Source organism: Shewanella putrefaciens, from assembly GCF_016406305.1.
GTDB classification, from domain to species: Bacteria; Pseudomonadota; Gammaproteobacteria; order Enterobacterales; family Shewanellaceae; genus Shewanella; species Shewanella putrefaciens_C.
This window is the reverse complement of the sequence record NZ_CP066369.1, coordinates 867449-893130: the sequence shown is the minus strand read 5'-3', so window position 1 is coordinate 893130 and position 25682 is coordinate 867449. Positions and strand designations below refer to the sequence as shown.

Sequence of the window (25682 nt, the reverse complement as noted above, 5' to 3'; positions counted from 1 at the left end):
ACACCTTAGAAGCTTTAGGCTAATTCATCTTAAAACACATTAAACATATTTGTAATACAATAATTCAAATATAGGCATTAGTTTTCACATCGAGTCACTTAGCGCCCAAGCCACAAGCTTAGTTTTACCCCTGCCTAGCGAGGATTAACGCAACTCATAGTGACGAAAACCCACATACTGCTATCAATTCATTGAGTTAGAGCGAAAACTCAAAACCCACAAACGCTCCCCGATTTGGGGCTTACCTCACTTTACACACAAATATTTAGTTTAGGGGGTGTCATCAAAGTGAATTTCCACTAAAATAGCCGTCTAGATGTAGATGCTTCTACACGTTTGAATGCTAACGACGAGATTTTCCTACTATGGCAAAGCACTTGTTTACTTCTGAGTCGGTCTCAGAAGGTCATCCCGATAAGATTGCAGATCAGATTTCTGATGCTGTGCTAGATGCAATTCTGGCCCAAGATCCAAAAGCACGCGTGGCGTGTGAAACTTATGTCAAAACCGGCATGGTATTAGTAGGTGGCGAAGTCACTACTTCTGCCTGGGTTGATATTGAAGAGCTGACCCGTAAAACGGTTCGTGAAATTGGCTATACCCATTCAGATATGGGCTTCGATGCCGATTCTTGCGCTGTATTAAACGCCATTGGTAAACAGTCTCCCGACATCAACCAAGGTGTTGACCGCGCCGATCCTAAAGAACAAGGCGCCGGCGACCAAGGTTTAATGTTTGGTTATGCCAGCAACGAAACTGAAATTCTGATGCCTGCACCTATCACCTATGCCCACGCATTAGTGAAGCGTCAATCAGAAGTACGTAAAAACGGCACTCTGCCATGGCTGCGCCCCGACGCGAAAAGCCAAGTCACCTTCGCCTACGAAAACAACAAGATTGTTGGTATCGATGCGATCGTGCTGTCAACCCAGCACAGCCCTGATATCGCCCAAGCAGATTTGATCGAAGGCGTGATGGAAACCATCATCAAGCCAGTTCTGCCTGCCCAGTGGTTAAGCAAAGACACTAAATACTTTATCAACCCAACTGGCCGTTTCGTTATCGGCGGACCTATGGGTGACTGTGGTTTAACGGGTCGTAAGATCATCGTTGATACCTACGGTGGTATGGCACGTCACGGTGGTGGTGCTTTCTCTGGTAAAGATCCATCAAAAGTTGACCGTAGCGCAGCTTACGCTGCCCGTTATGTAGCGAAAAACATCGTTGCTGCGGGTCTGGCTGACCGTTGTGAATTGCAAGTGTCCTACGCTATCGGTGTGGCAGAGCCAACATCCATCAGCATCGAAACCTTCGGTACGGGTAAAGTGTCTGAAGAAGTGCTGATCAAGTTAGTGCGTCAACACTTCGATCTGCGCCCATATGGCCTGACTGAAATGTTAAATCTAGCTCGCCCAATTTATCAGGCAACTGCCGCTTACGGTCACTTTGGCCGCAACGAGTTCCCATGGGAAGCGACGGATAAAGCCGAAGCACTGCGCGCTGACGCAGCTCTATAATCTGCATTAAGCTCATGCTTTTGCACAAAAAAACCGCCTAATGGCGGTTTTTTTATGCTTAGGATGTATTGCCTAACCACATCACAATCAGCAAGCCGACAGATTAAAGTCCCAAGTCGAAAGTGAACTCGTCGAGCAAATAGCCAAAACCGCCTATTTGGAAACGTGGAAAATAGTGCCCCTTGCTGAGATTTGTGCGCGAGTATCAGATGATGCCGACTTGGCGACCTTATTGTTAGCCGATGCAACGCTCTCTGAATTCACCCAAGAACGTTTAGCCTGGTAGTTACAAGGTAGGCTCCCTTTTGGTTATCAAGGGCGTTACCCGACGGGGAAATGGTTAATCCTGTGACTCGGATTAGCAATGGTCGAAATGGGCGTTTTGCATGCAGAGTAGACCTAGCTGCTCCTGGGATAAAATGGCGCATTCCAGTGGCTGCTTGGCATTTATACAACTCACTTGCTCATCGGTTAATCGCGTTATCGCCGCCGAATAGGCATTGGTTCTGCCGCAATCGAGCCAAATATTCCCAACTTGTACCCCATAATGCAGTGTTTGCCCTGGGTCAGATAGAAACTCGACTTCAAATCCCCTCGCCTCACAGCCATGGTGAGCGCACTCGGATAAAACCAGCCTCAGATTGTCCCAAGCCGATAGCGTAACTCCGGCGTAGGCCGCTAAAAGGGACTCAACAAATTGTATAGTCACGTATTTATCTCCAAGGGAATTTAAACGATTACCGCTGTGTTTCTGCCACCATTAAATAATAATCTCTAGCAGAGACAGTGAAAAAGTCCAAAACTTGCATCTTGGCCTTACCTGAATGGGCGGCAAAGGAGCGTTCATTGTCTTCGGCAATAAAGGTCAGCATATAGCTAAAATGGGGGGCAACTTGACGGCGAACTTCACTGACTAACGCCTCGAAAACACCTTGTCCACGGTGGGCTTGTTGCACCCAAATAGGCCCGTATTGGCACGAATTTACCTTAGTTATTTTAGGCCCATGCCAATCGAGTTGGGGTAAACGATTCAGTATGGTGCGGTAAATGGGCCAATGTTCGAAAAATCCCCAACGGCCAGCAATCACATAACCGACTATTTGCTGATCTAACTGTGCTACCACAATCCAATGGTGCTTCACTAATTCAGTCAGTTCACTGTGGGAAAACGCTTGTCCTTGCAACCCCATATTGGCCGACGCTAGCTCATCATTAAGATGTTTTCTTTCAAGTGTTACTAATAAATCAATATCTTGTAGTGTAGCCAATCGTATCTTCACCGCAATTCTCTTCCTTTTGCCGAAACAGGGGACGCGCCAGTATACAGGAGCCAAACACTAACCCCGATATTAGGTACAGGTTATTATGGCTTTTTTATCGTACAGATTTGCTAATTATCCTTTTGTTTCCCAAACTTAATGCATATTTAGCCACTGCTAGGCGACTTTATGCTGCCCGATACTATCAATCCGAATGTGAGTCTGCTCGACAGTGATCATCAACAAGTCAATTTTGGGCGTTGGATGCACCAATGCGAATTGATCAAAAGCTTCTATAGCGCGACCAGCGTGTTTGTGATCCAATCGATTCACTCAGGTTTTGAGATTATTGTCAGCTCCATGAATGAAACCCCACTCTTTACTTCGGGCACCTTGTATCCGTTAGACTTTTCTCTATTTAAACAGTGTGTTTATAGTAAGCCAGAGGGAGACTATCAAAACCTTGCGCGGTTTATGCTCGATGAATTACCGCGGGATTTTGATGGCATACAGTATATTCTCTCCCGCCCTATCGCTTGGCCCGATGGCAGTCAGTTTGGGGCGCTGTGCGTACTTAACCCACACATGACCGATCCCCTAAGCAATGCCGCAATGTTGGAGCCATTTCAGATCTTATTGCAGCAGGATCTCTCTCTGTTGTGTCAGTACCACCGTATCGAATCGCTTTCCATGCGCGATCAAGAAACCGGCATGCTTAACCATTATGGTTTTGTGATGATGGCGCCAAGACAACTCAACTTAGGCCGCCGCTTTGGTGCCCATGCGGGGATCATTTTCTTTGAATTACAATCCCCTAAAGACACAGAAAAGCCCCTTGAAGAAAAACACCATAGATTACTCGGCAACTTAATCCAAGATACGATACGCACCGCCGATGTTGCCGCCCATTACACTGCGACTCAGTTTGTCGTCTTGGTATTTGTGGATAGTGAGCGGGATGTAATACACATAATGAAGCGAGTCGAAAAGCAATTAGAGCAGCAAAACCATGCGCTTAAACTCGATAGCAGTTATAGTTTTTTCACTCCTGAATCGAGCGCCAAACTCGCCCCCATGATGGAAGGGGCCCGCAGTCAACTCATTTCAATGCGCCCAGCAGTGACAGAAACAACAGCCCCTAGCGCAAGCGCGACTAACCCCAGTGCAATTAACTCAAGTGCTATTAACTCAAGCACTATCGACTCGAGCCTATACGATAATCCTGCGGCCGATTCAGCGGAGCTTTGAGTATTATTTGAGACGCTCATCTTGACGCTTAGCCCACTGAACAAACAATACCACTGGATAGGGCGACATCAGTACCAGCCCTAAACCAATCAGCGTTGCGATCAATAACATGCCGCTGATGTCTAAACTCCATTGGGTCAACAGATAGATCCCAAGCCCGCAAACTAACATCAATACCCCTAGCCAATGTAAAAACTTCAACAAATTCATAATACTTTTTATTGGGTCTGCCATATAAACCTCTTTAGATCTCAAGTTAAACTTGTCACACTGTGGGCATATACCCAAGCTACCTGAAGATACGAGTTCCAGGTTGTTTGGGTATCAACATAGTCAAAGGAACAAAAAAGATGTTAAAACAAACATTCATTTTCGGTGCATTCGTATTGGGATTAACGGCCTGTCAGAGCGCAGATACGGCCAAAAACGACACTATCCCACTGCAGGGCAGTTGGCACATTGAGGTGGTTCAGGGTCAACCCACTATCGATTACAGCCCTGCACAAATTACCTTCGACGCCGAGGGTAAACTCCATGGCAACAACAGTTGTAATAACTTTTTCGGCCAATACACTCAGCAGGGGCAGGAACTTAAGCTTATGCCCGCAGGAAGCACGATGAAAGCCTGTGTCGATTCCTTAATGCAGCAAGAGCATAAAGTCATGCAGGCCATGCCACTCGTCGCCAAAGCAAAACTGCAGCAGGGTCGCCTCACCCTATTGAGTAGCGACGACAAAGCCGTACTAGTGTTAAGCCAAGTAAAATAAGCCTAAGTGGTATAAATCTTAAGTCCCATCAATCGAAAAAAAACCGCCAATGGCGGTTTTTTTAATTCAATATCATAACTTAGGCTTTGGCATTCTTCGCCGCCGCATGTTCGATTGCCGCATTTTGCTCGGCGAACACTGCGCTTTGTGCCATATCGGCATTGTAATGCTCGACATCGAGTTCATTTTCAGACTTGGCAATCACAGTCGTCGCCACGAGATCACCCGATACGTTAACGACTGTCCGAGCCATATCCAGAATACGGTCAATCCCCGCAATTAACGCCACCCCTTCTAAGGGTAAACCCACGGTTGAAAGCACTAAGGTCAGCATGACTAAGCCAGCCCCTGGTACGCCCGCCGTCCCGATGGACGCCAAAGTCGCGGTTAAAATAATAGTAAGATAATCAACCCAAGTTAAATCAATACCAAAGGCCTGCGCCACAAACAGCGCCGTCACCCCTTGGTATAAAGCCGTTCCATCCATATTGATGGTGGTGCCAAGGGGCAACACAAAGCTCGAAATCTTTTTATTAACCCCAAGATACTCGCTGGCACATTTCATACTGGCAGGCAGAGTCCCCGCCGAGCTTGAGGTAGTAAAAGCCACCACCATCGCATTACTAATGCCTTTAAAAAATTGCAAAGGGTTCAGCTTAGCAAATACACGTAACACTATGCTGTAAAAACCTAAAACGTGAATAATACAGCCAAGATACACCGCAATAATCACCTTAATCAGCGGCCATAACATCTCAATGCCATATTCCCCCGCAACCCAAGCCATTAGGCCAAAAACACCGTAGGGGGCGAGTTTCATCACCATATCGGTAAGCTTGTACATGGCCTCGGCTAAGCTCTCAAACACTTTGATGGCAGGTTTGCCATGGTCGCCAATCAGTACCAAAGCTATGCCCAACGCCACTGCAAATACAATCACCTGTAAAATTTGACCATTCGCCAACGCGGCAACGGGATTGGTTGGCACTATATCAATCAGGGTTTGCATCACCGAAGGGGCTTCCTTCACGGTCTGCACCGCATCATGCTGTAATAACGGCACGCCGGCGCCAGGCTGAATAACATAGCCCACCACTAAACCTAAGCTTATCGCAATCGCTGTAGTGCAGAGATAAAATGCAAAGGATTTAAAGCCAATCCGCCCCATCTTGGCGGTGTCTTCCATCGAGGTCACGCCCACAATTAACGAGCAAAATACCAAAGGTACAATAAGCATCTTAATGGTATTAACAAAGAGCGTGCCTATCGGTTTTAAGTAAGTCGCCTGCTCACCAAGCACGACTCCAGCGGTAATACCTAACACCATACCGACAAAAATTTGTAGCCATAGCGGCACTGACATCCAATAAGACCAAGCCCGGCCTAACGCTGATGACCTCTGTTTTGACATGTTTTTAACCTTGAGTTTTAAATGATGATATGGCGAGCCCTATCCTTGGCGACGCTAATTTAAGCCTCTAAATTAGCTAACCGCCGAGTCTAGCATAAGGGATAAAAATCTAAGGATGATCTGTATCACGTTGATGCCAACCGTTGCAAAATACATCAAAGACGTGAAAACAAACCACCTAAGCCTCAAAATATCCCGTATTCGCAGTCGAGGCAATTTGTTGGCGGTAAAGCGCGGCCGGTGGTTGCTCGCGCTCGATTAAATAGCTCCAATAGTCATCATCGAAGCCGCTAAAGAGTGACTCTGATCCCCCCTGTGATTTGAGTATCAGCCACCACCAAACTAGGCCCCATAATCCAAACGTCAGTAAGGTTAAGATAAAATGCAATCCATGATGAATTTGCTGATCTTTTTTAGCATCGTAGACCTGCAAACATCTCAGTTTAAAGCGGCGGCTAGACTTAACGAATCCCATAATAGGCTCACTAAATTTAAGGTAGAAAAACCTAATACAAGCCTAGCAGATTAGACTTTAGTCGCACAAAATTTCACCATTAAAAACTGCAACGCTAGACAAAACCTTAGCCCACTCGTTATCCCTGTGTGTTCCATGCTAAAGTGAGCCGCCCAAATTCCCTAACCAACAAGAGCGGTATTGTCGAATAACCGCCGAGGAGTTGTTATATGTTGATCCGTAAAGCTACAGCGCAGGATCTCACCGCCTTAGTACAATTTAATCAGGCGATGGCCCAAGAAACCGAAGGCCTAGCCTTAGATGAAACAACGCTCACGCAAGGGGTAAGCACCTTACTCAGCCACCCAGAAAAAGGTTTTTATCTTGTGGCGGAACTCGCCGGGGAGATTGTGGGCTCGCTTATGGTGACATTCGAATGGAGTGACTGGCGCGCCAAGGATTATTACTGGATCCAAAGCGTGTATATTCACCCGCAAAATCGTCGTCAGGGCATTTATGGCAAACTCTATAACGAAGTTAAGCACTTAGCCGAGCTCAATGGCGGCGCCGCCAGTTTCCGTTTATATGTCGAGCAGGAAAATCTTAACGCGCAGCAAACTTACCAAGCACTGGGGATGAAGCAAAGCTACTACCTGATGTACGAAGAAAAGTAAGTTATTCAACATATTATTTATAAAAAAACAGGATCGAGCCTATGGCAAGATCCTGTTTTTTTACGGCTAAAAATCCAAACTAACGGAAGAAACCAAACAGAATCGCCGTCATGGCCAACAGGCCCGCAATCACCACGAAAATATTGCTGATCCGGCCACGGTAAGCCTTTAAGGCTGGCACTTTATACACAGCATACATAGGCATTAAGTACAGAATCGCCGCAATAATTGGTCCACCAAGCGCCTCGATCATCCCGAGAATGCTGGGGTTTTTAATAGCAACCGCCCAGATAGTCGCAAACATAAACACCAGAATAAACTTGTTGATTTTTTGCTCTGGGATCGTTTTATTGCTAGAGCGTAGCTGCTTAACAATAATGCCCTTCATCCCTTCGGTCGCCCCCATATAATGACCAAAGAAAGAAGATACAATCGCAATAAACGCAATCAGCGGGCCAAAATAGCTCACAAAACCACTGTTATGTACGTTTGCTAGGTAAGACAGAATCGGCAGGTTTTGCGCTTTCGCATCGGCGAGTTGCTCCGGTGATAGCGACAACACACAGGAGAACACAAATAACATCACAAAGCCGACTAGCATCATGGAGGTATTGCGCAGAATCACATCCGCCTTACGGGCCGCATTCACCCCATGGTCACGTTTAAGGGAAACCGAAAACTGTGAAATCGCGGGAGAATGATTAAAGGCAAATACCAGCACAGGAATGGTTAACCATACTGTGCCTAAAAATGCGCCCGCCTCTGGCACAACCTGCAGCGCATCCATTTTCCATTCAGGGATCAAATAAATCGACATAAATGCCAAGATACCCACCAGCGGATACACCAGTAGCTGGGTCACTTTGAGCATAAACTTCTCGCCTGCGACCATCACCGCCATCATCCCGAAGATCAGTACGCCAGAGAGCAGAAAACGCGGTGGAGAGGCCATGCCCAATTGGTTCACAATAAAGCTATCAACCGTATTGGTAATACCCACACCATAAATTAGCACTATGGGATAAATGGCAAAGAAGTACAGCAAGGTAATGGCTTTACCCGCGCCAATGCCAAAATGTTCTTCCACTACTTGGGTGATATCACTCCCCGGAATGCTCGATGAGCACACAAAGCGTGAAAGGCCGCGGTGGGCTAAATAGGTCATAGGGCCTATGATCACCGCCATTAATACTAGGGGCCAAAAACCGCCCATGCCCGCATTAATAGGTAAAAACAAAATACCAGCACCGACGGCGGTACCAAATAAACTCAGCATCCAAGTGGTGTCTTGGCGTGTCCAAGATAAACCTTTTTTTGTGTCCTGTTCCTGCGTGCTTTGGGGTGTTCCAAGAACACTGGTCGCATCTTTTTGCATATAAAAGTTACCTTACGGTGTGACTGGCATAAAAAATTCGCGGTAAGGATAACCAAAAAGCGCCCTCAAAAGTTGATCTGACACCATTTTAAGTAAGAGAATTTCAAGTTAAGCCAGTATTGGGATCTAGATCTATGATTATGTGTAATAAATTTTCAAAACAGCATCAAAAAGATCACATAAAAACATCAGAAAACACAATAAGTTCACCACAGATCCTAGATTGCGACATCCAACATCCGCAGATAAAAACGCCGGAACGGATTAAGGTCGCAAAAAACTCAAAAACCAAGCATTCATCCACAATTGCCAACAAAACATTGAACTAGATCACTCCATCAATTGTTAAATTTTCACAACTTGCTACATTGCAGGGCGCCAAAATTCCCATAAAAAAGGCCCAATTTAATGGGCCTTTTGTCTGGCTATGTTGAGCCGTCAGTTAAGGTTTTTGCAGACTTAACTCGGTCGTCGACACTACCGCAGGCGCTATATCGGCCTCCTTAAATAACAGGGGGCGGAAGCTCTTCGCATCTGAGTATAAGAGGCTTTGATCGGTAAACTCTGGCGTCAGAATATTGCTCGACTCGGAGTAAGTTAAAATTCCCCGCGCCACTGGACCATCGTCGGTGAAACTCACCGCCATCATCCAACTCGAACCGTAGCGGATCTGATATCCCTTAGCCGTCAAGCCAGAGCTCATCGCCTTACCTGTTACCACATCCATCACTGGGGCGTATTTATGCTGCGGGATCAGAGTGTCATCACCGGATAAACTGGTGGAAAACACATTGAACCCACCTTCGGCATTGTGGCTCCCCGGCCAAGGTAAACGCGCACCGCTTGGTGTGCCATTAGGCAGGGATTTTTCCACAAATTGCACCTCACCTAGGGGCGCATCTAAGGCAAAGCCTGCAGCCTCCAAGTTCAGTGCGCCGTAGGCAAGCGCGACTAAGGCACTGCCATCTGTCGCCAAGGTTTTAGGTGTGGTAGCAGCATTGGCGACATCGAATCCTTGGGTCAGCATAGTCGCTTGGTTAAATTGATGGGCAAACTCACGCAGTAAGGCGCCGCCTTTGCTATCGTTATCTTGCTTACCATTCCACGCCTTTAATGCCGCGCAAGCCGAAGTAATATCCTTAGATAAACCCGCCGACACCACCACAGGCGTGCTGCCCTGTGCATCACATTGGGCGAGTAACTCTGGCAACACCAATTCGGCTAAATAACTACGGTTGGATAATACCGCAGCTTCGAGTTCTTCTAAGCTAAACTTGCCATCAGCCCCCGCACCATCCTGCATTAAGGTCAGCCCCATGCGAGTGCGTAGTGATAGCTGCCCCGCTTCTTCACCATACATGGGCGAGAAGTAAGTCAGCGGTTCATCTAGGTTAGTTGACCAGAAGGAATCGTTGGAGTTTTGCACAAAGTCGCTGCGCTCAAGCTTAGGCGCTCGCTCGTAGGGGGTTGGACCGCTAAAGCTAAACAAAGAGGTATTACCCGGCAAAATAGTAAAGCCAGCTTTCTCTTTTGCCGCCTTAATATCCGGTGAAGTCTTCAACACTACGACGGCCGATTCCGATAACCCAGGCACGGTTGAGTCGTCGATGTAAAAGGCATTGCCTTCTTTATCGGCGTACATAGTGTTATTGAAAATAACCCCGTCATAGTCCTTAAACGCCTGTTGGAACTCGGTTTTATTCGTTGCCATATTCATGGCTAACCAATGATCCACCGGGTCCATCGTCCCCATATTGGCATCTTGGATCATAAAGGCACTGCCATCATCCCAACCAAAAGGCGCAAGCGTAGGCGGCGCTTCCACCATAGGACCTTTAGCCGTAGTGTATATATCCTTCTCTGCCACTAAGATCCCCGCAGGACCCGCGTTAACCAGAATAGATACGGTTTCTTTAGTGATCGGCATTGGCTGACCATCGAACAGATACTGCATGCGATCGCCCGAGACTAACTCTAGGTTATACATGACAAAATGTTCGGCGGTTGAGAAGGTATGCGTCCAAGCTAAGTCTTTGTTAAAACCGATATTAATCGGCCCTGGCATACCCACAAGTGAGCCGCCCATCATATCTAAATGCCCAGGGATAGTGATATGGGACTGCCAGAAGCGCAGGTTCCCCGTGTGTGGGAAATGGGGATTGCCCAGCACCATACCCTTACCGTTTTCGGTTTTGTCCTTACCTAAACCCCAACCATTTGAACCAAGATCACGGGGATTGGTCTCTGGCGTCGTGATACGAGCCGCGCGGGCCAGTAACTTAGACTGCATATCCGCGACAAAGGCGGTTTGCGCTTGGCTTGGAGCGGGCCCGACGATGCGCGGCATGTATTCCTGTGCATCTCCAGGGTTGGCGTAGAAAATCAAATCGAGGAAGTTAGCTGCGCCAGGTAATAAAGCAATAGAAAACAGATAGGTAACTACATCCTCTGGCACTATGGGTTTCACCCAAGGCTGGCCGTTACAGAAAGGTTCCGCCGTCTGTTTACCCGCTTCAACATCACTCAGGTATTGGTTATAGCCAGCGGTAAAACCTTGGATTAACGCCCGGGAGTTTTCACTAAACTGCGGCCACTTAGCTTCGGCTTGCTCCCTGATCTTCAAGGCCTTATAGCCAAAGTCAGAGATCAGGTTACCGTTATCTTCCGCCGTGGGTTGCCCAGTGGTGAAATCAATCGATGCATGGGGGCCAAAATACATAGAGCGTTGTGAATTCGCCTTAATAAAACCATCGGCCAGTACACACAGGTTATCCTGCGCCTGTGCATAGCCACTACCAAATCCTAAACTTTCTAAGTTATCGGCTTGAATGTGTGGCACGCCATAGGTGGTTCGGCGAATGCTGGCTTTAAGCAGGCCATTGGGAGCAAAGGTTTGCAGTTTATTTTCAGGTTCAGTCGGTGTAGAGCTATCTTCGCTATCATTACAACCTGAGAGCATTACTCCGCAGGCGATCCCCATAGCGATCACGAGTTTGTTGAATTTCATTATTATTATCTCTTGGTTTGGTTCCTTCAATTGCGTGACATATAACCTTACTGCCTACCCCGCCCAACTTACTGAAGGAGCAATAATCACATGTCGCTTCCTAGTATCTAAGGCTGGCTATTTACTCCCTAGCATGGGCATTTTTACTGAGCTTCACCGCCGACTGTGGCAAAATAGAAAACCCAAACGCTTAGACACCTCTGACCATTTAAGCAATGATTCAAACGAGCGTCTACATTAAAACCAGAAATAAATAACTTATATGCAACAAAACATTATCAAGATTATTGTGGGTTCTAAAAACCCAGTCAAAATCAATGCCGCAGCCAAAGCGATGGCACAGCTATTCCCAGAATATGAGATCCAAACTCAGGGCATGGACGCACCTTCTGGCGTCCCCGCACAGCCCATGACAGATCACGATACCCGTCAAGGCGCCATCAATCGGGTTAACTATTGCCAGCAGCAGGTAGAGGCCGACTACTATTTTGCGATGGAAGGTGGCGTCGATTGCTTCGATTTTGGCCCCGCCACTTTCGCCTATATTGCCATCGGCCATAAAGACCAACTTGCCATTGGCCGCAGCGCAATTTTACCTTTGCCAATGCAGGTTTATCGGGCATTAAAAGCGGGTGAAGAGCTTGGGCATGTGATGGATAGGCTATTTAATACCGTCAATATTAAGCAAAAAGGCGGCGCCATAGGTTTACTGACCCACGGGCATGCGACCCGTGAGAGCAATTACACCCAGGCGATTATTCTTGCCATGGCTCCACTATTAAATCCCGACATTTACGGATAATTTTTGTTAATCAGATGTTGCAAGCACAATTAAAGCCCGCTAACTTAGTTGTGACTTACAACTAAGTCCATTCAAACCAAACGCACACTATGCAACTCCCACTGTACACACTGGTTTTACTATGGCGCAAATGACAACAGATTTACCGGAAACGATGACGCACACAGCCTGCTCTTCCAGCCAACTTAGGCAGTTATCCCGTTCAATGGTAAGACATTTAGGCATGCTAAATGCCGCATGCGGGGATTTACCCCTTTCACCTGTGCAAGCCCATGCATTGTTTGAAATAGGCCGTCAACCACAGACGATTAAAGAACTCGCCTATAGACTCAGCATAGATAAATCCAATGCCAGTCGAGCGATTAGCCATCTGGTCGAAAAAAAGCTCGCCCAGAGTCAAATTCATCCTAGGGATAACCGTTGTTTAGTTGTGCAGATCACGACTGCTGGCAAAAAATTATTAGCTAAGTTAGATACCCAGCAAAATCGGCTATTTCAAGATATCTTAGCCCAACTCACTCCGGCACAAACCCAGCAAATAGAGCAAGCACTGATGTTGTATAACCAAGCGATTCATAATGCCAAGCAGCAAAATGGCTGTCTTATCCGCCAAGCCAAAGCCGAAGATGATGCCGCGATCGCTCAGGTGATCCGCGCCGTATCCGCCGAATACGGTTTAACCGCAGATAAAGGCTATAGCGTGGCCGATCCCACCTTAGATTGTCTCAGCCAGATTTATTCGCAAACGGGCGCCAATTATTGGTTGATAGAAGTTGAGGGGCGCGTCCTCGGCGGCGCCGGCATTGCTCCACTGGCAAATAACGATGGCGTGTGTGAACTGCAAAAGATGTACTTTATGCCAGAAATCCGCGGCAAGGGACTCGCTAAACGTGTGGCATTGATGGCACTGGATTTTGCCCGTGAAGCGGGTTACCAAAGTTGTTATTTAGAAACCACAGCCGTGCTAAATGAAGCCATAAAACTCTATGAAAAATTAGGTTTTATCCACCTTTCGGCGCCGCTGGGTAACACAGGGCACGATGCCTGCGAAATCCCCATGTTGTTGAACCTTAAGCCAGCATAAAGCTAAACCTATCACTCACAGTACCAAACCCATATCGCCATTTCTGGGTTTCTTGCTGCTTTTTATAAATAGAATGTGACCTTAATTATCAGTCTTAAAGCATAGTTTTTCTGTTACTAAATGCATTAAAATATAGGCAATTTCACTTTATCAACATTAATTAATTGAAAAGCGATTGATACTATTTTGTTAATAGCATTAGATAGGGAACATTATGCTAAATTGGATTTTTAGTGATAGTAAACTCACACTGCGCGATATTTGTTTAGACTCGGCACTTTCGACCCCCAAGAAAATACAAAAAATTGAGAAATACCTCGCTAACGGTGGTGATCTCAATTTTATTGACCCTAATATTTCCCCCTGTAATGTCTTAGTCCCGCTTTCCCGCAGCCCGGAGTCGGATTTAACGCTTATCCAGTATCTACTCGAGAAAGGCGCACAGATTGAATGCAATGGTTTCAGTGCCTTACATTCTGCTATCGAATATAATAACCCTGAGTTAGTTAAGCTTTACCTTGCATCCGGTGCCAATCTTTACTACCAAAATCAATACAATAATTGCTGGTTGAACTATTTATTTCATCCTAATCCGCAGTATATCTATCAGGATCATCAACGTAGAGATATGATCGATCTTCTACTTGCAGCTAAGTTAGACATCAATAAACCGGTGAGTTTTTGGACCAATGGTGAGCTAAATCATCCGTTAGAAATATTAGTCGATGAGCGAAATAAAGATCTGTTTCTGCATATCATTAATAAAGACATCCCACTGGATATTGGTGAATTAAACCTGATTGAAAATATTATTACTTCGAGCGATTTTTGGGGGATTGAAGCCTTTTCACCTTTAGTGAAACGCTTTCCTCACTTTAAAAAGTCACGTTATATAATGGCGAATGACAGTAGCTTTTTGGATGATGCGAATCTATTAGAACTGTGCGTTTACGCCAAAGCGCAGGAATACACTGAATACCTGTTAGACCATTATCCACAACTCAAAGCCGACTCCCACGCTAAAAGCTTGGTCTATGCGGCATTGACCTCAGAATTTGATCTCAGAATTATCGAAAAATTGATTAAGGCGACCGTCGATATCAATCGCATCTATAGGATGACACCGCCTGACGCCGACCATTCCCCCGTGCTCAATCAATTTATTAATAACGCCCCATTTACCGATGTGAATAAACGGCCTTATATCTATCAAGCCGCTGAACTGTTACTCAAATATGGGGCTAATCCAAATGCCGAATTTATGAATACGGGTAAACCCTATGAAATGTTAGCCTGGTCGAACTTGCGACTATTGGTTTATCCAATGATCGAAAAGAAAACCTTTTTACCCGAGTTTTTCGACCTCTTCCTGCAATATGGACTGGATATCAATAAAAAATTTGGTGCTGTGGATGAACCAAGCTTACTGACTATCTGCCAGCGCGGTTCGGGGAAAGAAGATCAAGCCACGCTTATCCAAGTGATGGAATATCTGCTCACTAAGGGGCTAGATTTAAGCCTCACCAATATCTACAACACTAATTATGTGTCTGCTGCAGCTATCTCCTGTCGAACCCAAGTACTTGAATGGCTTATTAACCAAGGCGGGGATATTTTTACCCATTGCGGCCACGATAATTCGCCGATTCTGCACAAGGCGATTTCGACCTACTGGTGGGATCAAATCACTGGCCCCATGCGACGTAATACTGTGGAACTCTTACTGCGCCACGGAGCTAAAATTGAAGAATTTTCGGTGGATGAGCAATTTACGCCACTCATGTGCGCCTGTTACTACGGCGCGCAGTCCTGCGTAGAAGCCCTACTCGAACATGGCGCAAACCCTAATGCCATCAATGCTGAAGATACCACCCCTGCCCTTTGCGCCGTAATAGGTGGCAGTTCAATCGAGTTTCCTCGCTTTGAATCCACAGCAGTACGGATTTTAAAGCTATTGCAGCAATATGGCGCCGACTTAACGGCTGAAAACTGCCGCGGCAATAGCCCACTGGTCGCGGCAATTGAGCTGGAATATAAGGAGATTTTCGAAGCACTGCTACAAATCGTGCCCTATAGCGAAACTCAGCTTGAGCGAGCACTCGAAGTGGCGGAGCCAGAAAGCTATTTCAGCCGTCGACTGCTGCAAACACTGGGGCGCGAGATACCGCCAGCATCAGCAAGCCTATCCCATTCAAATCTATCCCATACTAATCTATCCCATAATAGTGAAGTACCGACAACAGCTTCGAGCAATGCCGATCCGATAACGGCTAATCCACAAGCGTCTGGGGTGAATGTCACACCTGTGCCCACCAAACAAACCCGATTAGAGGTGAGCAATGCGGCGGCAAATCGAGGGCAAATTCCAACGCTGCTGGATCTCAAAACCAAAGTACAGAGCTTTTTTAAACTGATCGCCACCGATCCCACGATCACAGTTGAGCAATTCGATTCGGTGAGAGCCCTTATCGATCAATTGATTGAAAAGCTCGACCACTTTAGCTTTTTCCGCAATCAAGCGACAAAGGCCGAATTTGAGGAAGGTGTTCAGGAATATATCGATGAAACCGTCGAAGAAATTAACGGAATTATCGAGGATGATTATCCTGCACTTACCGAAGCCTTAGTCGATTCCGTCTGGATAATTTTGCAGTACTTTAAGGTTGAGATTGATATCGAGACCGCACTTAGAAAGCGCTTTTGGTAACGGTTTAGCACCTTGGCTGCCATGGGCACCACGAATAAAGCCCCACCGTTGGGGCTTTATGCTTTCGAGATTAAACCTAACAAAAAGTGCCACTGTGAAGACTGCCATAGGCAAACTTAGTCGCCTATCAGCCAACATAATGGCGAAACCTAAGGTTTAAACATTAGAGGTTTAAACATCAGAAGTTTAAACATCAGAGGTTTAAGCATTAGAAGCTTTAGCAAGCAGTAACTGGCTACGGATGATTTGACGTATCTGATTATGCAGTTCAAATACTCGAGCGCGATCATTAAGATTTAGCGATAGATTTTCCAGCATCACCAGATCCAAATTAAATTCGGGATAATGCAGTGTCATCGACATATAACCGGTTAAATAGCCCGTATGACTGTATTCGACGAGGCCATCGTCCTTATTAATCCTTACCCCATAGCCATAGTGCATATTCGGCCATAAGAATTGGATCTCGGTATGCGCCTTTGTCATCCGCTCATAACTCTCTGCGCTCATCAACTTGCCAGCATGTAATTGCTGCAAAAAGGCGGCATAAGCGGGCGCGGAGGCAATTAATCCCCCTGCGGGCAACAAAGCTTCATCAAGCACTAAATCTGAGGGGGCAATCACCTCACTTTCCTGTAAACCAACGGCGAGTGAAGGCATTTTGGCATGAATCGCCGCAATACTACCAAGCTCAGCACTCAGGCCATTAAGCTGGTATCGCGTAGCAAACTGCGTCACTTGCTCGGCAAAGGATTGTTGATTGACCTTCTCAAGCACTTGCCCAAGCAGTGAATATCCAAAGTTGGAGTATTCAAATTGGCTACCTGGCTCGAAACGATTCGCCTTACCCAATTTATCGACACCCGATGTATGCGTCAGCAGTTGATGCAGCGTAATCCGCGCGTCATATCGACTGGGATTTAAAGCGTTTGCACTTGAATTTGTCCCCGCCTCAGTGCCTTTTAGCGCCTTATTATCCCCATCAAGATCACCAAAAAGGTAATGATTTAGCGATAGATTTAAGTCGAGTTTCCCCGCATCGACCGCCTGCAATACCAAGGTTGCAGTGATTTGTTTAGAGAGTGATGCCATCACAAAGCGCGAATCTTGACTAATACCTTCGCCCTTTTGTAATTCAAGCAGTGGTTTCCCCTCTTCAAGCAGAATAACGCTACCACTAAATGGCTGCGGCGAATCCTTTATCGCAGCTTGGATTAAGCTCTTAATCTCCGCCGACTTTGAGGCAGAGGATGCGATTTGGCTTTCAACGACAATCGAATTACCGCCTTGCAACCCTCGCGCCTGCCCACTATCCGTCTCTAATAAAAAGCCATAACTACAAGCACTTGGGAGTAATAACAAACCAGTCAACAGGGTACTGATGACACTCAAACGCATAGGTTATCCTTAACGTAATTGGCCAATGGCCAGAGTTGAAAGCGGCAAGCATACCACAAGTTTTTTTAGTGTTGCGGTGTTGGAAATTTGGAATGACAGTCTGGACTGAGTTTTTAAAAGCAAAGTCAAAGTAGTGGGGCTTCACCCCCTGTTTTTTTTAATCAAGAGTTTAATCAAGAGTTGACCAAGGAGGACTGCTCGTCCTATCCTCCTTGCCCATCGATTTCACATCAGTCAAGACGCCCCTAGCGAAGTTACATGCATTAGAGACTGGCCTTGCTCTTATGGATAAATTGCTATCGCTTCCGATGGTTCATCCCCTTGATGTTAAACAGAGAGTCCGAAAGCTAGCCGGTCATCTGATAGGCAGGATGCCTGAATGTCGTGAAGTACATGGTCAATGATGTTCCATACATCATACTGACATTTTCCATTTCCCTATGGATCAGATGCACGAGAACGACCATGACCGGACTCACGCAATTTATTCCAACGCCCCGCGGCAACTTCGCAGGGGAAGGTGAACTCCTGAAATTACAGTGTTAGCGGTTAAATTAATAAAGAGTTCTGCCTGTCCTTTCTTTGTTCATAACAGTAGTGATCCTGATTTACACCGTACTTACCTTGCATATCTGAGTTTCAATGACTCTAAAGATACAGCAACACGATTGTCTCTGGCCGTAATACCTTCATACGACAGGCTAACTTCAAAGTTCTTTATGTTAGGCACGAAATTGCCTATGGTTTTACGAGGTTCATTCGTAGTTTTGACTTTTTTCATAGCTAGAACTCCGCTTACTTTGATATAGCTAGAATAACTCCAAAGCCAGTTATCTTCGACAATCCCAGCCAGAGAAGTCAGTAAACAACAGTAAAATATCTCACAATGGATCAATCGTTATAAAACGGCAACAGCAATAATTACCGCCCCTAACATATATAAGCCGGCAGAAAGTGATATCGATTTTAGCGGGCTAAACTCCTCAACTTCCAACGCCTGTATATCTTCAATTTTGACTAGTTGCCCTTCTCCCTCGATCTGCTGTTCCGTTGCACTTTCGACTTGAAATTCCATTTGTGCGCCAGAGATTGTGGTGACTTTGACCTTTTCACCTATGTAGCTGGATACCGATTGAGAATCCAATTTAACTTCATTGAGTGAAGAGCATGCGCTGAGGGAGAAACAGATAAGTGATACTACTGCTAACTTTTTCAAACAAGCCTCCTATCCTACAACTATTACATCCATGATAAGTTATACCTGTAGTCATAAACATTTAGGTATAAGCTACTCAGCTTACGGAGTTTCGCCTACAAGTTACAGAAACCTAGACTAAATCCACTTAAATTAAATCCTTTGGATGAGGTTAAATAGCGATCAAATGAGCACTGAACTTATCGATGCGGTAAAGGCGAAGGATACTCTGGCGATTAAGCGCATTATTGCCAATGGCGCTGATCTTGAAGGCGTGGACGAAAATGCGATGACGGCACTCTTGCATGCCTGTGAGCTACAGTCTTTTGAACTGCTCAAATTATTGGTGGATGCGGGGGCTGATGTGAATCATCCGAATGCGATGGGGTATCATCCGCTCGATATTGCCTACTGGCAGGGTGAGTTTCGCATGGGATGCTATACCGCTGAGAGTCAGCGTATGGTGAGTTATTTAAGCCGCCATGGCGGCAAATCCTTTCGCTAGGAAAGCAGCGACATAGCATCAAGTAGGATAGATAAAGATGTGAAAGCTAAAGGTACGAAAACTAAAGACAGCGAGATTCTAAAAAGCCAGATAAACAAAAATCGCGTTGGACTCAGCTGTACTAGCTCTGCCTAACGCGATTTTTATTACTCACTTACAACTTAATCACCGAAGTCATCGAGCAGGATATTTTCAGGCTCAACCCCTAGGCTTTCGAGCATCTTAATTACTGAAGAGTTCATGATCGGTGGGCCACACATATAGAACTCGCAATCCTCGGGTGCCTTATGATGTTTAAGATAATTCTCATACAGCACATTATGGATAAAGCCAGTGTAACCCGTCCAGTTATCCTCAGGCAGGGGCTCCGACAGCGCCACATGCCAGACAAAGTTGTCATTCTCGGCGGCTAAAGTATCGAAATCTTGCTGGTAAAACACCTCACGGGTCGAGCGGGCGCCGTACCAGAAGCTCATTTTACGTTTGGTTTTTTTGCTCTTTAGCTGGTCGAAAATATGCGAGCGCATCGGTGCCATACCCGCACCACCGCCGATAAACACCATTTCTGCATCGGTATCCTTCACAAAGAACTCACCGAATGGGCCAGAAATGGTCACCTTATCCCCTGCCTTGAGGTTAAAGATGTAAGAAGACATCTTACCCGGTGGCACATTGGCCGAAGGTGGCGTCGCAATCCGCACGTTAAGCATAATGCGGCCCTTTTCATCGGGATAGTTCGCCATCGAATAGGCGCGCAGAACATCCTCATTCACGGTCGAGACTAAATCGAACAGACCGTATTTGTCCCAATCACCACGGTATTTTGCAGGAATATCAAAGTCAGCGTATTTCACCACATGGGCTGGCGCTTCAATTTGGATATATCCCCCCGCCTTAAAGTGCACATCTTCACCTTCGGGCAGTTTTAATAATAACTCTTTGATAAAGGTGGCCTTGTTATCGTTTGAGATCACCTCGCATTGCCACTTCTTCACCCCAAAGATTTCTTCGTCTAGCTCAAGTTCCATATCGGTTTTCACCGCGACTTGGCAGGCGAGACGACAGCCCTCTTTGGCTTCTTTCTTAGTGATATGCCCAAGTTCGGTTGGCAGAATATCACCGCCGCCCGATTTGACTTTTACGCGGCACTGGCCACAGGTCCCACCGCCACCACAGGCCGAGGGGATAAAAATACTTTGGCTCGCCAGCGCGCCGAGCAATTTGTCGCCCGCGGCAACCTTGATGCTTTTTTCGGCATCGTCGTTAATCCCGATAGTGATCTCACCGGTAGTCACTAATTTCTTTTTGGCGATAAGGATTACTATCACCAGTAGGCACACCACTAAGGTGAACATGCCTATGCCTATTGCCATTTCCATCCGATAACCCTTCTTCTAAACAGAATGCGGTTGCACTTTCTCAAGCACTCGTTACAACGAGATACCCGAGAAAGACATAAAGCCTAGCGCCATCAAGCCAGTGGTAATAAAGGTGATACCTATACCTTGTAAGCCTTCGGGAATGGCGTTGAATTTCATTCTTTCCCGCAGTCCCGCCAGCAGCACAATCGCCACCGCCCAGCCAAGACCCGAGCCCATAGCAAACACCGCCGATTCGGCAAAGTTGTAATCACGGTTCGCCATAAAGATCACTCCCGCAAAAATTGCGCAGTTTACGGTGAGCAGTGGCAGGAAGATCCCCAGCGAGTCATACAGGCTTGGAATGTACTTATCCAAAAACATCTCAAGGATTTGCACTAAGGCTGCAATCACACCGATAAAAGTAATCAGCTGCAGATAACTTAAATCAATAGTCGCTAATCCCGCCCAAGATAGAGCACCTGGTGCGAGAACCTTCACATAGATCAGCTGGTTTAACGGCACGGCTAAGGTCATCACCACTACCACAGCCACACCTAGACCAAAGGCGGTGGACACCTTTTTAGACACGGCTAAAAAGGTACACATGCCGAGGAAGAACGACAGCGCCATGTTGTCGATAAAAGTGGCCTGCAAAAATAGATTTATATAGTGTTCCATATCTGCTCCTTAACCCCGTTTACGCTGGATCACATTGATGGTCCAGATCAGCACGCCAATCAGGAAGAAAGCACTCGGCGGTAACTTGAACATCTCGTTCGGTAGATACCAGCCGCCATTTTCAATCGTGGTAAACACGCTATGGCCGAATAAATTGCCCGTTCCTAACAGCTCACGTACAAAGGCCACACTGATCAAAATCAAGCCATATCCCGTTGCGTTCCCCACGGCATCAACAACAGCTAAGTGCGGTGGATACTTCATGGCAAAGGCTTCGGCGCGGCCCATAATGATGCAGTTAGTGATAATTAAGCCAACAAATACAGAAAGTTGCTTAGATAACTCATAGGCCACATCCTGCAATACCATATCGACGATAATCACCAAGGAGGCAATCACTGTCATTTGAGCAATAATCCGCACACTGTTTGGGATAAAGTTACGGATCATGGAGATGATCAGGTTAGAGAACACCAACACAAAGGTCACCGCGAGTGTCATCACCACAGCGGTTTGCATTGAGTTACTGACCGCCAGCGCCGAACAGACCCCAAGCACTTGCATCGCGACCGGGTTATTGGCAAACACTGGCCCAGTTAGCATGTCACGCATGGATAAAGTGTTGCTCATTTTGCACCTCCCAACTCACCTTGCACTGCTGGCGCCTTTAACTGGTTGAAGAAGGTTTGAAAGCCTTCAACGCCAAACCAAAACTCCATTGCCCGCTGTACGCCGCGGCCTGTCATGGTCGCGCCACTCACAGCATCAACCCCGTGAATATCACCCTCTTTAGCGCCGCCTTTAACGAGGCGCATAGCAAACTTACCGTTTTCATCAAAGAGTTGCTTACCCTTCCACAGGGATAACCATTGCGGATCAGTCACAAAGTCACCGATACCTGGAGTTTCACCGTGCTCGTACACCACCATGCCTTTGATGGTGTTAAAGTCAGGTTCAACGGCAACATAGCCGTAGATCATCGACCACAGCCCTTTACCGTAGAAGGGCACGACCACGCTAACTAACTTGCCGTCGGCATCTAAGATTTTAAATACACGGGCATCGTTGGCACGGGTTTTAATCTTAGCGATATCCTTTTTCGGAGTACTTGAGGTTTCAGGGTTAATCGCCGCCATACGCTCATCAAAGTCGAGTACATTGGCATCTGAATCCACTTTGCCCGTGTCGAGATTGATCAATAATGGCTTAACGGATTTAGCAAAAATCTCTCTAAACTCATTGCCTTGACCAAGATCAACATCGGCCGCCATCAACACATAACGTTGTAACTCATCGCGTTTTTTCGCAAGTTTGCGCTCTTTTAATACGCCCGCGGTGCCGGTGATCATAAAGGAGCACAAAAGGCAGAGCGTGATGGTGAAGACCATAGTCCCCACCACAGTATCTTTCTTAAAGACCATGACGTTTTAATCTCCGTTTGATGTTGGCACGGGCCACCAGATAATCGAACAGCGGTGCCCACAGGTTGGCAAACAGAATCGCTAACATCATGCCCTCAGGCATTTTGGGGTTCGCAACACGGATAAGCACGGCCATAAAACCAATCAGCGCGCCGTAGGCAAATTTGCCTGGGCGGGTGTAGGAGGTCGTCACGGGATCGGTCGCCATAAACATCATCGCCAGCGCAAAACCACCTGTGACTAAATGCCATGTCCAGGGCATTGCCATCATTTGGTTAGTGCTTGAGCCGATAACATTGCATAAAGTGGCAGTGGCTATCATGCCTAGCATAACGCCGACCACAATGCGCCAGTCGGCTAGGCGAGTCAGGATCAGCAGCAAACCACCCAGCAATACCGCCAACGTGCTGGTTTCACCAATGGCACCCACAGTAAAGCCAAAGAAGTTATTCCACCAATTAGGATCGCTAAAGGCGCTATACCAAGCGTAATCGGCAAACTCAAGCTTGCCCGCCGCCGCTTGTGCTAACGCCGTTGCTCCGGAAAATCCATCAACCGCCACTAACTGCTTAACTGTGGTGACTTCGGATGGATAGGCAAAATAAATAAAGGCAAGGCCCGCCAGTGCAGGGTTGAGGAAGTTATACCCCATACCACCAAACAGCTCTTTGGCCACCACAACCCCAAAACTAATGCCCATGACCACCAGCCAGAGCGGAATTGCAACGGGTAAGATTAAGGTAAATAGCAGTGCGGTAACGAAGAAGCCTTCGTGCAATTCTTGGCCACGAACCCGCGCAAACACCACTTCCCAAAATAAACTGGTGAGCAATGCCGTGAGGTAAATCGGCAAATAAAAACTTAAGCCATAGAGGAACAGGCCAATCACGCCAGTCTCTGCAGTTAAGCCGCCGCTTAAGGCGTTAAACAGCGCCAGCTTCCAAGTGTCCGGTGTCGTTAATCCACCAGCTAGGGCAATTTGAGCCTGTAAACCTACGTTATATAAGCCAAATAAAATGGCGGGCAATAAACACAGGCCCACTAAGGTCATGGTACGTTTAACGTCAATGGCATCACGTACGTGTACTTTGCCCTTAGTGCTGCGGCCACTGGCGATCACCAATGAGCGCACAAAGCCCTTCATGGATTTGCCTGTGGCGTAGTAGTCGTCCTGTAAATCAGGTTTTTTAGGTTGTGTCGTCATTAACCTTCCCTCTCGATAACATCTAGACAGGCACGTAATTCTTTACCGAAGTCATATTTGCCGGGGCACACAAAGGTACAGAGTGCTAAATCTTCTTCATCTAGCTCCAATGCGCCTAAGGCCTGCGCCTCATCGGTATCTCGCACCACTAAATCTCGAACTAACAAGGTGGGTAAAATATCCAGCGGCATCACGCGATCGAGCTGACCAAAGGCCATCATGGCGCGCTGAGAGCCGCCTTGATGCGTAGTAAATTCAAAGGACTTAGTCAGACCAAATAAACGGGAGGTCACAGTACGAGTAATAGAGAATTTATCCGAACCACCCCGTACCCAAGGCAATACATGGTGCTCGGCATCTTCGGCGAGCACAGACACTTGGTTATGAAAACGCCCTAAAAAATCATGCGCATCGATAGCGGTATGGCCGGATAATACTGAGCCAGAAACCACACGGTTATGGCCGGGTTTAATTTCGTCCGCCACGAGCACGCTTAACTGGGCACCAAGCTGAGTGCGCAGTAAACGGGGATTGACTACGCTAGGGCCGCCCAAGGCGACGATACGATCGGTATATAACTCACCGGTTTGGAATAATTTGCCATAGGCAATCACGTCCTGATAACCGATATGCCACACCTGACGCTCAATGCTGACGGGTAAAGTGAAATGAATATGGGTGCCCACTAATCCCGCAGGGTGTACGCCCGCAAAACGGCGCACTTCAACCTTAGGTAAATCGGCACCGACTAGGGCTTCGCCCTTATCTTGGCAGAGGTAAACCTGACCTTCGGTTAAGCGAGTCAACACTTGTAGCCCAAGCTTAAAGGCATCGGTTTGCTCGGCAATAATCAACCGAGGATCCGCTGCCAATGGATTGGTATCCATTGCCGTCACAAAAATTGCCGCAGGTTGAGTGTCAAGCTCAGGCACCCTTGAGAACGGACGAGTACGAAGTGCGGTCCACAAACCGCTCTGCACCAGTTGTGCTTTAACCACATCGGCAGAAAGCGCCTGCACATCGCTGTGAATTTCGAAACGGATTTGCTCATCGGCATCGAGGCCATCACAACGGATCACCACAGACTGCAACACTCGGCGCTCACCGCGGTTTATCGCCACGATTTCGCCGCTGGCGGGGGCCGTAAATAACACACCCTTAGTTTTTTTATCCTCAAACAAAGGTTGGCCTTTTTTGACCTTATCGCCCACTTCAACCAACATAGTCGGTTTTAAGCCAACATACTCCTCGCCGAGCAGTGCCACTTGGGATGGCCTGTTACCGGGTTCGATGATCTGCCTAGGCTCACCCGCAATAGGCAAGTTGAGGCCTTTTTTGATCGTGATAATTTGGTTTGAAAGATCTGCCATCACAAATATCAACCATGAAAATTTTTAGATAAATTTAGGGTAGATGTTTGTTAACAGACATTCCGATATTGGCGTCACATTCCGCGGCAAATTCGTAAGTAATATACGTAAAATTGCATCATTTCGTGACTTAGATCTACATTAATTCATAACAAAAACTCTAAATGTAGTTTTATAACAAATAATTCATAATTACGTCATAAGTGATTTAGAGGCAACTTAACTACATAAAAATAGACAAAAAT

23 protein-coding genes are annotated in these 25682 nt (G+C 46.7%); 8 read left to right on the top strand and 15 right to left on the bottom strand.

Annotated elements, in window-relative coordinates; genetic code table 11:
- Positions 1–365 precede the first annotated feature (365 nt).
- Positions 366–1517 carry a methionine adenosyltransferase gene (gene metK / locus JFT56_RS03895; RefSeq protein ID WP_198782404.1) on the top strand — a complete coding sequence of 384 codons (1152 nt, stop codon included), beginning with the start codon at positions 366–368 and terminating at the stop codon, positions 1515–1517.
- A gap of 358 nt (positions 1518–1875) precedes the next feature.
- Here the strand turns inward: metK and JFT56_RS03885 are convergent, their stop codons facing one another.
- Both JFT56_RS03885 and JFT56_RS03880 read right to left on the bottom strand, forming a co-directional pair.
- Complete coding sequence (locus JFT56_RS03885; RefSeq protein ID WP_198782403.1) at positions 1876–2226, bottom strand: hypothetical protein; 351 nt, start codon at positions 2224–2226, stop codon at positions 1876–1878.
- Between the two features lie 28 nt (positions 2227–2254).
- On the bottom strand, positions 2255–2797 hold the full coding sequence (locus JFT56_RS03880; protein WP_198782402.1) for a GNAT family N-acetyltransferase: 543 nt from the start codon (positions 2795–2797) through the stop codon (positions 2255–2257).
- Between the two features lie 168 nt (positions 2798–2965).
- Here JFT56_RS03880 and JFT56_RS03875 point away from each other — a divergent pair, with 168 nt between their 5' ends.
- Positions 2966–4024, top strand: a complete 1059-nt coding sequence (locus tag JFT56_RS03875) for a GGDEF domain-containing protein (RefSeq protein WP_198782401.1) — start codon at positions 2966–2968, stop codon at positions 4022–4024.
- Between the two features lie 3 nt (positions 4025–4027).
- Here the strand turns inward: JFT56_RS03875 and JFT56_RS03870 are convergent, their stop codons facing one another.
- Positions 4028–4258, bottom strand: a complete 231-nt coding sequence (locus JFT56_RS03870; RefSeq protein WP_198782400.1) for a hypothetical protein — start codon at positions 4256–4258, stop codon at positions 4028–4030.
- Positions 4259–4374: 116 nt separating this feature from the next.
- On the opposite strand from JFT56_RS03870, the gene JFT56_RS03865 reads away from it, so the two are divergent.
- Positions 4375–4791, top strand: a complete 417-nt coding sequence (locus JFT56_RS03865) for an META domain-containing protein (protein WP_198782399.1) — start codon at positions 4375–4377, stop codon at positions 4789–4791.
- 79 nt (positions 4792–4870) lie between these two features.
- Here JFT56_RS03865 and JFT56_RS03860 read toward each other — a convergent pair whose 3' ends face one another.
- Entirely contained in the window at positions 4871–6202 is a 1332-nt protein-coding gene (locus tag JFT56_RS03860; protein ID WP_198782398.1) for a dicarboxylate/amino acid:cation symporter, read from the bottom strand.
- A 178-nt stretch (positions 6203–6380) separates the two neighbouring features.
- Complete coding sequence (locus tag JFT56_RS03855; protein ID WP_198782397.1) at positions 6381–6677, bottom strand: hypothetical protein; 297 nt, start codon at positions 6675–6677, stop codon at positions 6381–6383.
- 209 nt (positions 6678–6886) lie between these two features.
- Here JFT56_RS03855 and JFT56_RS03850 point away from each other — a divergent pair, with 209 nt between their 5' ends.
- Complete coding sequence (locus JFT56_RS03850) at positions 6887–7330, top strand: GNAT family N-acetyltransferase (protein ID WP_198782396.1); 444 nt, start codon at positions 6887–6889, stop codon at positions 7328–7330.
- Between the two features lie 79 nt (positions 7331–7409).
- On the opposite strand, the gene JFT56_RS03845 is transcribed toward JFT56_RS03850, so the two are convergent.
- Together JFT56_RS03845 and JFT56_RS03840 are read right to left on the bottom strand one after the other, a co-directional pair.
- Complete coding sequence (locus JFT56_RS03845; protein WP_198782395.1) at positions 7410–8705, bottom strand: serine/threonine transporter; 1296 nt, start codon at positions 8703–8705, stop codon at positions 7410–7412.
- Between the two features lie 442 nt (positions 8706–9147).
- The gene (locus tag JFT56_RS03840; protein ID WP_198782394.1) at positions 9148–11712 is read right to left on the bottom strand and encodes an acylase; all 2565 of its coding nucleotides are present in this window, start codon (positions 11710–11712) and stop codon (positions 9148–9150) included.
- Positions 11713–11974: 262 nt separating this feature from the next.
- Between JFT56_RS03840 and yjjX the strand changes: the two genes are divergently transcribed.
- From yjjX to JFT56_RS03825, 3 genes are all read left to right on the top strand, one after another.
- On the top strand, positions 11975–12514 hold the full coding sequence (gene yjjX / locus JFT56_RS03835; protein ID WP_198782393.1) for an inosine/xanthosine triphosphatase: 540 nt from the start codon (positions 11975–11977) through the stop codon (positions 12512–12514).
- A 121-nt stretch (positions 12515–12635) separates the two neighbouring features.
- Entirely contained in the window at positions 12636–13598 is a 963-nt protein-coding gene (locus tag JFT56_RS03830) for a bifunctional helix-turn-helix transcriptional regulator/GNAT family N-acetyltransferase (protein WP_198782392.1), read from the top strand.
- Positions 13599–13812: 214 nt separating this feature from the next.
- Positions 13813–16305 carry an ankyrin repeat domain-containing protein gene (locus tag JFT56_RS03825; protein ID WP_198782391.1) on the top strand — a complete coding sequence of 831 codons (2493 nt, stop codon included), beginning with the start codon at positions 13813–13815 and terminating at the stop codon, positions 16303–16305.
- 201 nt (positions 16306–16506) lie between these two features.
- Here JFT56_RS03825 and JFT56_RS03820 read toward each other — a convergent pair whose 3' ends face one another.
- Together JFT56_RS03820 and JFT56_RS03815 are read right to left on the bottom strand one after the other, a co-directional pair.
- Positions 16507–17703: a serine hydrolase domain-containing protein gene (locus JFT56_RS03820; RefSeq protein ID WP_198782390.1), complete on the bottom strand. Its 1197-nt coding sequence runs from the start codon at positions 17701–17703 to the stop codon at positions 16507–16509.
- Positions 17704–18601: 898 nt separating this feature from the next.
- Positions 18602–18919 (bottom strand): hypothetical protein, encoded by a 318-nt coding sequence (locus tag JFT56_RS03815; RefSeq protein WP_198782389.1) that lies wholly within the window; start codon positions 18917–18919, stop codon positions 18602–18604.
- A 166-nt stretch (positions 18920–19085) separates the two neighbouring features.
- On the opposite strand from JFT56_RS03815, the gene JFT56_RS03810 reads away from it, so the two are divergent.
- Entirely contained in the window at positions 19086–19403 is a 318-nt protein-coding gene (locus JFT56_RS03810; protein WP_233095565.1) for an ankyrin repeat domain-containing protein, read from the top strand.
- A 161-nt stretch (positions 19404–19564) separates the two neighbouring features.
- Here the strand turns inward: JFT56_RS03810 and nqrF are convergent, their stop codons facing one another.
- From nqrF to JFT56_RS03780, 6 genes are read right to left on the bottom strand one after another with little or no spacing between them, the layout of a single operon-like run.
- Positions 19565–20782: an NADH:ubiquinone reductase (Na(+)-transporting) subunit F gene (gene nqrF / locus JFT56_RS03805; RefSeq protein WP_198782387.1), complete on the bottom strand. Its 1218-nt coding sequence runs from the start codon at positions 20780–20782 to the stop codon at positions 19565–19567.
- Between the two features lie 51 nt (positions 20783–20833).
- Entirely contained in the window at positions 20834–21442 is a 609-nt protein-coding gene (nqrE, locus tag JFT56_RS03800; protein ID WP_198782386.1) for an NADH:ubiquinone reductase (Na(+)-transporting) subunit E, read from the bottom strand.
- Between the two features lie 9 nt (positions 21443–21451).
- A complete protein-coding gene (locus JFT56_RS03795) occupies positions 21452–22072 on the bottom strand; it encodes an NADH:ubiquinone reductase (Na(+)-transporting) subunit D (protein ID WP_198782385.1) in 621 nt (206 codons plus the stop codon).
- Positions 22069–22863: a Na(+)-translocating NADH-quinone reductase subunit C gene (locus JFT56_RS03790; protein WP_198782384.1), complete on the bottom strand. Its 795-nt coding sequence runs from the start codon at positions 22861–22863 to the stop codon at positions 22069–22071. The genes JFT56_RS03795 and JFT56_RS03790 overlap by 4 nt, the downstream gene beginning before the upstream one ends.
- A complete protein-coding gene (locus tag JFT56_RS03785; RefSeq protein ID WP_198782383.1) occupies positions 22853–24067 on the bottom strand; it encodes an NADH:ubiquinone reductase (Na(+)-transporting) subunit B in 1215 nt (404 codons plus the stop codon). Before JFT56_RS03785 ends, JFT56_RS03790 begins: the two co-directional genes overlap by 11 nt.
- Positions 24067–25437 (bottom strand): Na(+)-translocating NADH-quinone reductase subunit A, encoded by a 1371-nt coding sequence (locus tag JFT56_RS03780; protein ID WP_198782382.1) that lies wholly within the window; start codon positions 25435–25437, stop codon positions 24067–24069. The genes JFT56_RS03785 and JFT56_RS03780 overlap by 1 nt, the downstream gene beginning before the upstream one ends.
- Positions 25438–25682 lie beyond the last annotated feature (245 nt).